This is a genomic window from Methylobacterium sp. E-066, from assembly GCF_022829635.1.
Lineage (GTDB): Bacteria > Pseudomonadota > Alphaproteobacteria > Rhizobiales > Beijerinckiaceae > Methylobacterium.
This window is the reverse complement of sequence record NZ_JAKSYO010000203.1, coordinates 25504-37452: the sequence shown is the minus strand read 5'-3', so window position 1 is coordinate 37452 and position 11949 is coordinate 25504. Positions and strand designations below refer to the sequence as shown.

At 70.5% G+C, this 11949-nt stretch carries 12 protein-coding genes; 2 read left to right on the top strand and 10 right to left on the bottom strand.

Annotated elements, in window-relative coordinates; translation table 11 throughout:
- Nucleotides 1-21: 21 nt before the first annotated feature.
- Entirely contained in the window at nucleotides 22-180 is a 159-nt protein-coding gene (locus MKL20_RS29990; protein ID WP_167367835.1) for a hypothetical protein, read from the top strand.
- A gap of 13 nt (nucleotides 181-193) precedes the next feature.
- Here the strand turns inward: MKL20_RS29990 and tkt are convergent, their stop codons facing one another.
- From tkt to MKL20_RS29940, 10 genes are all read right to left on the bottom strand, one after another.
- Nucleotides 194-2188 carry a transketolase gene (tkt, locus tag MKL20_RS29985; protein ID WP_244039745.1) on the bottom strand — a complete coding sequence of 665 codons (1995 nt, stop codon included), beginning with the start codon at nucleotides 2186-2188 and terminating at the stop codon, nucleotides 194-196.
- 141 nt (nucleotides 2189-2329) lie between these two features.
- A complete protein-coding gene (locus MKL20_RS29980) occupies nucleotides 2330-4222 on the bottom strand; it encodes a TRAP transporter large permease subunit (RefSeq protein WP_244039744.1) in 1893 nt (630 codons plus the stop codon).
- Nucleotides 4223-4234: 12 nt separating this feature from the next.
- On the bottom strand, nucleotides 4235-5251 hold the full coding sequence (locus MKL20_RS29975) for a TRAP transporter substrate-binding protein (RefSeq protein ID WP_244039743.1): 1017 nt from the start codon (nucleotides 5249-5251) through the stop codon (nucleotides 4235-4237).
- A 202-nt stretch (nucleotides 5252-5453) separates the two neighbouring features.
- Nucleotides 5454-6335 (bottom strand): NAD(P)-dependent oxidoreductase, encoded by an 882-nt coding sequence (locus MKL20_RS29970; protein WP_244039742.1) that lies wholly within the window; start codon nucleotides 6333-6335, stop codon nucleotides 5454-5456.
- Nucleotides 6326-7348 (bottom strand): transketolase family protein, encoded by a 1023-nt coding sequence (locus tag MKL20_RS29965; RefSeq protein ID WP_244039741.1) that lies wholly within the window; start codon nucleotides 7346-7348, stop codon nucleotides 6326-6328. Before MKL20_RS29965 ends, MKL20_RS29970 begins: the two co-directional genes overlap by 10 nt.
- Entirely contained in the window at nucleotides 7345-8211 is an 867-nt protein-coding gene (locus MKL20_RS29960; protein WP_243970862.1) for a transketolase, read from the bottom strand. Before MKL20_RS29960 ends, MKL20_RS29965 begins: the two co-directional genes overlap by 4 nt.
- Before the next feature lie 12 nt (nucleotides 8212-8223).
- A complete protein-coding gene (locus MKL20_RS29955) occupies nucleotides 8224-8973 on the bottom strand; it encodes an SDR family NAD(P)-dependent oxidoreductase (protein ID WP_244039740.1) in 750 nt (249 codons plus the stop codon).
- A gap of 217 nt (nucleotides 8974-9190) precedes the next feature.
- Nucleotides 9191-10087, bottom strand: a complete 897-nt coding sequence (locus MKL20_RS29950) for a LysR substrate-binding domain-containing protein (protein WP_244039739.1) — start codon at nucleotides 10085-10087, stop codon at nucleotides 9191-9193.
- A gap of 71 nt (nucleotides 10088-10158) precedes the next feature.
- Nucleotides 10159-10449: a hypothetical protein gene (locus MKL20_RS29945; RefSeq protein WP_243970856.1), complete on the bottom strand. Its 291-nt coding sequence runs from the start codon at nucleotides 10447-10449 to the stop codon at nucleotides 10159-10161.
- A gap of 116 nt (nucleotides 10450-10565) precedes the next feature.
- Entirely contained in the window at nucleotides 10566-10973 is a 408-nt protein-coding gene (locus MKL20_RS29940; RefSeq protein ID WP_244039738.1) for a hypothetical protein, read from the bottom strand.
- 348 nt (nucleotides 10974-11321) lie between these two features.
- Here MKL20_RS29940 and MKL20_RS29935 point away from each other — a divergent pair, with 348 nt between their 5' ends.
- Nucleotides 11322-11903 carry a hypothetical protein gene (locus MKL20_RS29935; protein WP_244039737.1) on the top strand — a complete coding sequence of 194 codons (582 nt, stop codon included), beginning with the start codon at nucleotides 11322-11324 and terminating at the stop codon, nucleotides 11901-11903.
- Nucleotides 11904-11949 lie beyond the last annotated feature (46 nt).

Below are 11949 nucleotides of genomic sequence, written 5' to 3'. Positions count from 1 at the left end.
CCTTGTTCGGGATCAGGCACGATGGCGACCCTCGCGTATCTCGTTGGCTTTCGCGCTGAGCGTTCGCTCCTCGGTCAGGTCGCGGACCGCCTCGAAAGCGCGCTGAAGCGCGTCGCCAACGGTCGCTATGCCGAGCAGCGCGCGCGCATCGCGCGCACCGGCGGCGCCGGAATGATCTGACCGGCCGTCAGCCTCAACCCAAGCGCGCACGCGCGGCCTCCACCACCGCCTCGGCGGTGATGCCGAAGTGGCGGAACAGCGCTTCCGGCGCGCCCGACGCGCCGAAGCCGGTCATACCGACGAAGCCGCCCTCCTCGCCGATCCAGCGATCCCAGCCGAAGCGCAGGGCGGCCTCCACGGCGACCCGGACCGTGTCCCGCGGGATGACCTGCCGGCGATAGGCTTCGTCCTGCGCCGCGAACGCCTCCCAGGACGGCATCGAGACCACCGCGGTCGGCACGCCCTCCGCCTGGAGCATGTCGCGGGCGGCGAGCGCCAGGGCCACCTCCGAGCCGGTGCCGATCAGCGTGACCCGCCGCGCCCCCTCGGCTTCCGCCAGCACATAGGCGCCCCGGGCGCTGCGATTCTCGGGGCCGCCCGACTGGCGCAGGGCCGGGAGCGGCTGTCGGGAGCAGATCAGCGAGGTCGGCCCGTGCCGGTTGGCCAGAGCCATCTCCCAGCATTCCGCCGTCTCGACCGCGTCCGCGGGGCGTAAGACCAGCATGTTCGGGATCGCCCGGAGCGAGGCGAGGTACTCCACCGGCTGGTGGGTCGGGCCGTTGCGGCCGATGGCGATCGAATCGTGGCTGTAGACCGTGATGACCGGCAGGTTCATCAGCGCCGCCATCCGCAGCGACGGGCGCATGTAATCCGAGAAGACCAGGTAGGTGGCGCCCACCGGGACCAGCCCGCGATGGGCCGCGATGCCGTTCATCATCGAGCCCATCGCGTGCTCGCGGATGCCGTAATGCAGGTAGCGGCCGGAGCGGTCCTGCGCCGTGAAGGCGTGGAGCGGACCCTTGTGCCGGGTCGGCCCTTCGAGGTCCGGGGCGCCGGAGAACAGCTCGGGGATCGCCTCCGACAGGGCGCCGACGATCTCGGCGGAGACCTCGATGCTCGGGCGCGCCTCGCCGGCGGCGGCGAAGCGGTCTCGCTGGGTCCGGAGCGTGTCGCGCCAGGTCTCCGGCAGGCGGCCGGCGCTCACCCGGTCGAATTCCGCCCGGATCGGGGCGGGCAGGGCCTCGCGCCGGGCATGCCAGGCCGCGTAGGCCGCGCGGTTGCGCTCGGCAACGCCCGTGCACCACGCCGCGGCGACGTCGTCCGGCACCGTGAAGGCCGGATGGTCCCAGCCCTTCGCGGCCCGGGCCTCGGCGAGGTCGGTCTCGAACACCCGCCCGCCATGGGCGCCGCGCTGGCCCTCCAGCCGGGGCAGGCCGCGGCCGATCACGGTCCGGCAGGCGATCAGGGTCGGGCGCGGATCGGCCTGGGCCAGAAGGATTGCCGCGGAGACGGAGTCGACGTCGTGGCCGTCCGCGTCGATCACCTGCCAGTCGGCGGCGCGGAAGCGGGCGCGCACATCCTCCGAGATTGACAGGTCGGTGGCGCCGTCGTCGGTGATCCGGTTGTCGTCCCACAGGAAGGTGAGCTTCGACAGGCGCAGATGGCCGGCGAGCGAGATTACCTCGTGGGCGATGCCCTCCTGCAAGCAGCCGTCGCCGACCAGCGCGTAGGTGCGGTGATCGACGAGCCCGGGACCGAACGTGGCGGCGAGCTTGGCCTCGGCCACGGCCATGCCGACCGCGTTGGCGATGCCCTGCCCGAGGGGCCCGGTGGTCGCCTCGATGCCAAGCTCGGGGGCGATCTCCGGGTGGCCGTGGGTGTGGGAGCCGAGTTGGCGGAAGCGCCGGATCTGCTCCATCGGCAGGCCGGCATAGCCCGCGAGATGGAGCACGGAATAGAGCAGCATCGAGCCGTGCCCGTTCGAGAGCACGAACCGGTCGCGGTCCGGCCATTCCGGATCGGCCGGATTGCACGTCAGATGGCGGGTGAACAGGGCCACCGCGATCTCGGCGCAGCCGAGGGGCGCGCCGGGATGCCCGTCACCCGCCCGCTCGATCGCGTCGAGGGAGAGGAAGCGGATCGCGTCGGCCATCCGGGCGGTGAGCGTCGATGAGTCGGTCTCGGGCATGGCGGGGGGCTCGAAGTTCAGGCGTGCGTCGGGGTTTCCAAAGGGCTCAGCCCTTTGGCGGGGTATCGGGGCGGAGCCCCGATGAACCAGGGCTTCGCCCTGGACCCACGAAAGGTCTCGGACCTTTCGAATCTAGGACTTTCAGAGGAACCCGATCGAGAACCAGGGGACCAGGATGATGACGACGAGGCCGACGAGCAGGGCCAGGATGTAGCCGACGATCGGGCGCATGCCCGCGTCCGGGTGGATCCGGCTGATCGCGCAGGCGGCGTAGTAGCCGACCCCGAAGGGCGGGGCGAACAGCCCGATGCCCATCGCCAGGATCACCACCATGGCGTAGTGCACCTCGTGCACGCCGACCTGCCGGGCGATCGGGAACAGCAGCGGGCCGAACAGCACGATCGCCGGGATGCCCTCCAGCACCGAGCCCAGGATGATGAAGGCGCCCGCCGACACGAACAGGAAGCCCACGGGGCCACCGGGCAGGCTCTTCATCGCCACCGCGAGCGTCTGCGAGAAGCCCGACTGGGTCAGCGCCCAGGCCATGCCGGTGGCCGCGCCGATGATCAGCAGGATCGCTCCCGACAGGGTCGCGGTCATCACCAGCATCGGGTAGAGCCGCCGCCAGTCGAACTGGCGGTAGATCAGGAGCCCCGCCAGCACCGCGTAGACGATGCCGATGGTCGAGACTTCGGTGGCGGTGGCGATGCCCTCGACCACCGCGAAGCGGATCACGAAGGGCAGGGCCAGGGCCGGCACCGCCACCACGAGGGCGCGGCCGATCACGCTCCGCGACGGCCGGGCGACGTGGCTCAGATCCTCCCGGCGGTAGCGCCACCAGACCAGGGCGCAGAGCGTCACGGCCAGGACGAGGCCTGGCAGCAGGCCGCCGGTGAACAGGGCGGTGATCGACACGCCGGTGACCGAGCCGATGGTGATGAGCACGATCGAGGGCGGGATCGTCTCGGTCTGGGCGCCGGTGGTGGCCAAGAGCGCCACGAGGTCGCCCTCCTTGGCGCCCCGGGCCTTCATCTCGGGAAACAGCACGGGGGCGACCGCGGCCATGTCGGCGGCCTTCGAGCCGGAGATGCCCGAGACGAGGTACATCGCGCCGACCAGCACGTAGTGCAGGCCGCCGCGCACGTGGCCCAAGAGCGAGGCCAGGAACCCGACCATGGCCCGGGCCATGCCGGTCATCTCGATCAGCAGGCCGAGGAACACGAACAGCGGCACCGCGAGCAGGATCAGGTGGCTCATGCCCTCGTCCATGCGCCCGACCACCACCATCGACGGCGCGCCGGTGGTGAGGGTGATGTAGGCGTAGGTGGACAGCCCGAACGCGAAGGCGATCGGCACGCCGGAGAAGACCAGGGCGCCGACGCCGAGGACGAAGAACAGCATCAGGTTGAGGTTGCCCAGGCCTGCGAAGACGGGCTGGAGCGCGATGAGCCCGGCGGCGATGCCGCCGCCCAGCGCGAGTGCCCCGACGGTGAGGCGCCAGTCGGCGGTCTCTAGCAGGCGGATCACCGCGACCAGCAGCATGAGGCCGAAGCCGATCGGCAGGGCGGCGGCCCGCCAGGCGTTGTTGAGTTCCAGCGCGGGGGTCTGGACGAAGGTCTCCTCGCTGGCGAATTCGAAGGCCGGCTCCAGGACCAGCGCCACGAAGATCAGGCCGGCCACCAGGGCGACCGTCTCCAGGAAGGCGCGCATGCGCGGGCCGCACATCGCCACGATGGCGGTCATGCGCATGTGCTCGGCGCGGCGGAAGGCAACCACGGCGCCCAGCATGGCGAGCCACAGGAACAGGATCGCGGCCAGCTCGTCCGACCAGACCAGCGGCTCGCGAAAGACGTAGCGGCTGACTACGCCGCCGAACAGCACGGCGATCTCGGCCAGCACCAGCAGGGCCGCCGGGATCTCCACGAGGTAGCCCAGGGCCACGTCCAGCTTGCGCAGCCAGGTTCGGGCGCGGAGCGGCGGCCCCGCCAGCTCAAGCCCGGCCGCGCTCTCGACGGCCGCGATATCGATCTGCATGCCAGTCGTCCTTCAGGTCAGCTTGCCGGAGACGTCTTCGAGATGCGCCCACGCCGCATCGCCGTACTTGGCCTTCCAGTCCCGGTAGAAGCTGGTCCGGCCGAGCGCCTCGCGGAAGCGTGAGCGGTCGACATCGACGAAGGTGATGCCCTTGGCGGCGAGGCTCTCGCGCAGGGACAGGCTGAGATTGGCGACATCGGCGCGCTGGTCGGTGCCGGACCGGTCGAGCTCGCGCGAGACCGTCTGGCGCAGATCCTCCGGCAGGCGCTGCCAGGCTTTCTTGTTGCCGAGGATCCAGTAGCCGTCCCAGACATGCCCGGTCAGGCTGCAGGATTTCTGCACCTCGTAGAGCCGGGCCGTGGCCGTGATGGCGAGCGGGTTCTCCTGGCCCTCGACCACCTTGGTCTGGAGCGAGGAATACAGCTCGTTGAAATTGATCGGCGCCGCCCCGGCATCGAGTGCCTTGAACAGCGAGGTCAGCATCGGCGCCGGCGGCACGCGGATCTTGAAGCCCTTCAGGTCCTCGGGCGTCTTGATCTCGCGGGTCGAGGAGGTGATCTGCCGGAAGCCGTTGTCCCAGACCTTCGAGACGGTGAGGATCGGCGTCTTGGCGATCTCGGCCCGGACGTAGGTGCCGAGCCCCCCATCCATTGCCGACCAGACCGCGTCGTAATCCTTGAACGCGAAGCCGGTGTTCGGCAGGCTCGCGGCCGGCACGAAGGTGGCGAGGATCGAGGTGGCGAGGTTGAAGAACTCGACGCTGCCGTTGCGCACCTGCGCCAGCAGGTCGGTGTCGGAGCCGAGCTGGTTGGCCGGGAACAGCTTGATCTCCAAACGCCCGCCGGTCGCCTCGCGGATCCGGTCGAGGGCCTCCTGCGCCCGGACGTTGACCGGGTGGGTCGGGTCCTGGCCGGTGGCAAGCTTGTAGGAGAACTCGGCGGCCTGCCCGCGCCGGGTGAGGATGCCGAAGACCGGCACGGCGGTCGCGCCCACGAGCAGGCTGCGGCGGCTGAAACGCGTGTCGCGCATGATTTCACTCCCTGGGTCGTTCCGAGCCGCCCGATCCCCGCCGTTATCCGGTCATGTGGATCGTGCGTCTTTTGATCTTCGGCCCCGGATACGGGTCCCGGTGCCGTTCTTCGTGCGTCTCACGCGCCGCTTCTTCTCCGGCGCGGATCATCCGGGCTCCGCGGCGCGCGGACAAGCCGCGCCGGCCCGCAAGCCCCTACATTTACGTGCCGTTGAGCGCGCGATAGGCGCGCACAACTTGGCTGTCGTCGTCGGCGCCGTCGCCCCGGCCCGAGGTCGAGACGAAGAGCTGATGGGCCAGCGCCGCGAGCGGCAGGGCCGCGCCGGCGCTGCGGCCGGCCTCCAGCACGATGCCGAGATCCTTGACGAAGATGTCGACCGCGCTGGTCACCTCCGGCTCCGGCTCCAGCATGCGGGGGCCACGGTCGCGCAGCATCCAGCTCGAGGCCGAGGAGCCCGAGAGGATCTCCAGCACCACCGCGAGATCGACCCCGACCCGTCCGGCCAGCGCCATCGCCTCGGCGGCGGCCGCGATATGGACGCCGCACAGGAGCTGGTTCACCGCCTTGACGGTGGCGCCCTGGCCCGGCCGCTCGCCGACAGGGAAGATCCGGTCGCCCAGCGCGTCGAGGATCGGGCGGATCGCCGCCAGCGTCGCGGCCGGGGCCGCGGCCATGATCGTGAGCTTGGCGGCCCTCGCCCCGACGACGCCCCCCGAGACCGGGGCATCCACGAACCGGCGGCCTTTGGCCGAGACGCGTGCCGCGATGGCCTCCACAGCCCCCGGCGGACAGGTCGCCATCAGGACGACGATCCCGTCCGGGGCGAGGGCGTCGAGGGCGCCTTGCACGAACAGCACCTCCTCGGCCTGGGCGGCGTTGACCACCATCAGCAGGAGCGCGTCGGCGCCGTCGGCTGCCTGCGCCAGGGTCTCGGCCGGCGCTGCGCCTGCGGCCACCAGGGCCGCGCGGCTCTCCGCCCGGATGTCGTAGCCGCGCACCGAAAAACCCGCGGCGACGAGGTGGCCCGCCATCGGCAGGCCCATGGCGCCGAGGCCGACGAAGGCGAGGCGGCTCACAGCCATCCGCGGATGCTCCGCGCCATGGCGGCGGTCGAGATCCCGTAGCGGTCGTGGAGGGTCGGCAGGGCGCCGGCGTCGAGGAACTGGTCTGGCAGGCCGATCTGGCGGAAGCCGCGCTCGGGCATCGTGCCGTTGCGCATCAGCACGCCCGCCACCGCCTCGCCGAGGCCGCCGATCACCGTGTGGTTCTCGGCCACCACCACGAGGCGGCCGCCGCGCCCGGCCTCGCGCAGGATCGTCGCCTCGTCCAGCGGCTTGATCGTCGGCACGTGCAGGACCGCCACGTCGATCCGGTCGTCGCGCAGCGCATCGGCCACTTCGAGCGCCCGCATGGTCATCAGCCCGGAGGAGATCACGAGCACGTCGCGTCCGTCGCGGATCGTCTTGGCCTTGCCGAGCTCGAACGTGTAGCCGTACTCGTCGAGCACCAGCGGGACGTTGCCGCGCAGGAGCCGCAGGTAGACCGGCCCCTTATGGGCGGCCATCGCCGGCACGACCTGTTCGATCTCGTGCGCATCGCACGGGTCGATGATCGTGAGGTTGGGCATGCCGCGGAAGATCGCGAGGTCTTCCGTCGCCTGGTGGCTCGGGCCGTAGCCGGTGGTCAGGCCGGGCAGGGCGCAGGCGATCTTGACGTCGAGATTCTCCTCCGCGATCGCCAGGCAGATGAAGTCGTAGGCCCGGCGCGCCGCGAACACCGCGTAGGTGGTGGCGAACGGCGTGAAGCCTTCGCGGGCCAGCCCAGCGGCCGCGCTCATCAAGAGCTGCTCGGCCATCCCCATCTGGTAGAACCGCTCGGGATGGGCCTGCGCGAAGATGTGCAGGTCGGTGTATTTCGACAGGTCCGCCGACAGGCCGACGATGTCGGGCCGCGTCTTGGCGAGCTCGACCAGGGCATGGCCGAACGGCGCGGCCTTGGTGCGCTGCCCGGGGGCGGCGAGCGAGGCGATCATCGCCGAGGTCTTGAGGCTTCCGCCTTCCCGCGGAGCAGGCTTCTCGTATTTCGAGCGTCTCACCGCACCCTCCCTTCGTCCAGGATCGCCAGCGCCCGCTGCCATTCGTCCGGCTCGACGCGCAGGAAGTGGTTGCGCTCGCGCGCCTCCAGGAACGGCACGCCCTTGGCCATGCGCGTGTCGCAGATGATGATCCGGGGCTGCGGCCCCGGATGGTTCCGGGCGGCGTCGAAGGCCGCCACCAGCGCGTCGATGTCGTTGCCGTCGACCCGCTGCACGAACCAGTTGAACGCCTCGAATTTCGGGGCGAGCGGCTCGAAGTTGAGCACCCCCGTGGAGGCGCCGTCGGCCTGCATGCCGTTCACGTCGACGAGGCCGATCAGGTTGTCGAGCTTGAACGAGCCCGCCGACATGGCGGCTTCCCAGGTCGAGCCTTCGTCGAGCTCGCCGTCGGAGAACAGGTTGTAGACGAAGTTTTTCGAACCCTTCCGCTTGAGGCCCAGCGCCATGCCGACCGCGATCCCGAGCCCGTGGCCGAGCGAGCCGCCGGTGATCTCCATGCCGGGCGTGTAGGCCGCCATGCCGGACATCGGCAGGCGGCTGTCGTCGCCGCCATAGCTGGTCAGCTCGTCCTCCGGGATGATCTCCGCCTCGATCAGCGCGGCGTACAGGGCGATGGCGTAATGGCCGATCGACAGCAGGAACCGGTCGCGGCCCTCCCATTCGGGATCCTCGGGCCGGTAGGTCATGGCGTGGAAGTAGCTCACCGCCAGCACGTCGCTGATGCCGAGAGCCTGGGCGATGTAGCCCTGGCCCTGGACCTCGCCCATGCGCAAGGCATGGCGGCGGATGTGGTAGGCGCGCTCGCTGAGCGGGACGTTGGACCCCGCGCGGGGCCGTTCGGTTGGCAGCCTCTCGGTCGACATGGGCTTTCCCCCTCAGTGGATCAGCATGCCGCCGTTCACGTCGATCACAGCACCGGTGATGTACGCGGACAGGTCGGAGGCCAGGAACAGGCAGGCATTGGCGACGTCGTCGGCGACCCCGAGGCGCCCCAGCGGGATGCCCTTGGCGATCTCGACCTTGAGCTCGGGGGTGAGCTTGCCGCCGGTGATGTCGGTCTGGATCAGGCCAGGCGTCACGGAATTCACCCGGATCCCGTCGGGGCCGAGTTCCCGGGCCATGGCCTTGGCGAGGCCGAGCACGCCGCCCTTGGCGGCGCTGTAATGCGGGCCGCCAAAGATGCCGCCGCCGCGCTGGGCGGAGACCGAGGACATGCACACGATCGCCCCCGAGTTCTGGCCGCGCATGCCCGGGATCACGGCCTGGCTCATGTAGAGGGTGCCGCGCAGGTTCACGTCGGTGACGGCGTCGTAGTTCTCCGGCGCGATGTCCATGATCTTGAGCGGCTGGGTGATGCCGGCATTGTTGACCAGCACGTCGATGCGCCCGAGCCGGGCCACGACCTCCTCGGCGGCCCGGGAACAGGCGGCCCGGTCGGTCACGTTGCAGGCGAGGCCGATATGGCCGGCGCCGATGTCGCGGGCGGCCTCCTCGGCCTGGCCGGCATCGAGGTCGAGCACGGCGATGCGGCCGCCGTATTGCGCGAACAGGCGCGCCGTGGCCTTTCCGATGCCGCGGGCGGAGGCCGCCCCGGTGATCACGCAGACCCGATCGTTCAGAAGCATGGAAAAACCCTCCCGGCGTTCCGCGCTTGGGCGGACTCGAAGCCTGTCGTCGCGACGGAGGCTGAAGCCGGCCGGCGACCGCGATCCGGGGATCGGCGGCCTCGCGGTGACGTTTCCTCGCGTCTTGTTCGTTGCGGCGACATTGGCCCGGGGCGGCCCTTGCGACAAACGCGAATCCTGCACCCGCAGGTGAATGAGATTCACCTGCTCTCGCGTTTCAGGCGAGCTCGGCGTCCAGCTCGATCGCGAGTTCCCCGGCGAGCCAGCGGGCGAAGACCCGCAGCGGCGCCCGGCGGCGGGCATCGGCCGGGCAGACGAAATGGTGGCCGGTATAGCGGATATCCTCCGCCCGCCCGGCGAGCGGCGCGACCAGGCGGCCGGCGGCGATCTCCCGCTCGGCGAGCCGGGTCGATTCGAGGGCGACGCCGAGCCCGTCCGCCGCCGCCGCCAGGGCCAAAAAGCTCCGGTCGAAGCGGATGGCGGCGGTGGGCGGTGGGGCGAGGCGGTTGCGCTCGAACCAATGGGTCCAGCGCACCTGCTTGTTGTCGCTCTGGATCAGGGTCTGCCCGAACAGGTCGGCGGGACCGGCAATCCGGGCGGCGCGTTCGGGATCGCAGAGCGGCGTCACCGTCTCGAGCCCGAGCGGCATGCGCACGAGCCCCTCGCCCCGGGGCGGGCCGTAGACGATGTCGGCGTCGAACTCGTCGGTGATGAAGCGGGCGTAATCCATGCCGGCAGCCAGCCGCACCTCGAAGCCCGGATGCTCGCGGAGGAAGCGCGCCAGCCGCGGCGCGAGCCACTGCGCGGCAAAGCTCGGCGCGCAGTGCAGCCGCAGCAATTGCGGCCCGCGATTGGCCACGAGGTCGAGGCCGCGGTTCAATTCGGCGAAGGCGCGGCCGACATGGTCGCACAACGCCTCGCCGGCCGGAGTCGGGGTGATGCCCTGCCCGATCCGCTCGAACAGCGCGACGCCGAGGGCCTCCTCCATCTTGCGCACGGCGTGGCTGACCGCGCTCGGCGACAGGTTCAATTCGCCGGCCGCCGCCTTGAACGAGCGTCGCCGCGCGGCGGCTTCGAAGATCCGGACGGCGGACAGGGGAACGGGCGGACGCATTCGCGGCAGGATGGGCCCACGCTAACCGTGCTGGCAATGGCCGCGCGGCAAATCCCGCAGACCGGCTTGCCTCAAGCCGCCAGGGCCGTGCTGCCGTCCCGGCCGTGGGCCTGATCCATGATCTCGCCGATCCGCTCGCCGACCGCGATGGCGATCTCCGCCGAGGCCGCGCCTTCCGAGCCCTGCCGGCAGATCCGGGTGAGGACGTCGGTCACGCGCTGTTCCATGACGGTGAGGATGGCAGCGGCGGCCGCGGGCTGCGCACCCCGGAGCACCGCCGCGAGGTCGCAATAGGCGTCCTGGAGGAGCCGCAGCGTCAGGCGCTCGACCGCCTGCTCGTCTTCCGCCTTCAAGGCACCCATGCCACGCCTCCCTCGGGTCGCTCGATACAAGGTGGAGAGGACACGTTAACGCCGCGTAAACCGAGCGCGCGCCGGGAAGTCATCGGCTAACCATGCCGCATCCCGGCAACGCCAGATCAGCACCCGGAGCAGATGCCGCTCGCGGCGTTCCGGCCGCCCTTCAGCAGGCGGTCCATCGCCGCCTCGCGGTCGTAGGTCTGAGGCGCGGTATTGGCCGATACCGGCCGGCCCGCCGCGGCGAGAACCGGCGGCTTCAGGAGCTCGCCGGGGCGCAGCGTCTCCCAGCTCATGCGGCTGCGCCGGGACGTGTCCAGGGCCGCGTTCGGGTTCAGGCCGTGCGGCTCCACCGCCACCGGGACCCTCAGGGTCCCGGGAATGACGATGCGTGGCAGGGCGGCGACCGTTTCGGCCGGGGCCTCCGGAACCGCCGAAACGGCAGCGCCGGTCGCCGGCGTGCGCGGCAATGCGCTGTAGGCGGTCGGAACGTTCGGCAGACGCGAGCACGCCCCTGCCAGGAGCACCAAGCCTAGAGCCGCAATCCGCTTCACAGAGATCATGATCGCCCTGAAGAGACTCGGCCTTGCCGCAGGCCGCGAGCCCCGCTGCATTAACAACAAATTAGGGATTTGTCCAATCAACAGCCGCGAGAGTGGCCGATAGACAAGACTTAGACACAAATTGATGACGAGAAAATTCCCGATAATCTTGCGCTAATCAAATCTAGGTGCGCGAAGCATCGCCGGCGCGGCCCGTCCGAAACCGCGCCCGCGGCATACGTATTGAGTACCGAAGACCCAAGAAAACGGTTTGCGCGACCGCGCCCACCGGGCAACAGGAAGCTTGGCGGCTTCGGATGACCGCCGAGATGGGTCATGAAGCGCGTTCTACACTCCTTGGCGGCCACGCTTGCTGCATTCGCCATCGCTTTGCCGTCCATCAGCGTGGCCATTCCGGCGAGCCGGGCCCCGGAACAGCCCAATCCGGGTCCCGACCGGAGCGCGCTCATTGCCGAGCGACAGCAGCGGACCTGGCAGCAGCTTTCCGGGTCGATCTGCACCGGCTGCATCACCGCGGCCAACCGCGTCGCGCCGGTCAACTACGACAAGCCGAGCCTGATCGCGCCGGCGCAACCGGCCCCGCGCGTGAAGATCGCCACGCGCCGCCCCCGGGCCAAGGTGCGGCTCGCCCAGCTGAGCAAGCGCTATGCCCGGCTCCAGCGGCACCACCGCCGCAGGCTCGCCTTGCAGGCGCATCCCGTCCGGCTGGCGAAGCGCCTGCCCCCGCGGAAGCTCGCGCAGTTCCACAGGGCGCCGGTCGCATGGCCGATCGGGTCGAGCCGCGTCGCGTACCGGCTGCCCGAACCGCCCGTCGAGCGCCCATGGGTACCGCAGGACGACGACCGTTGGCACGCGACGATCCTGCCGGCATCGTCGCTGCGCTCGCGGCGCTCCTGACACGCCGCAGGGCTGCGCCTCATCGGGCACCAGGGCCGACGCCCTA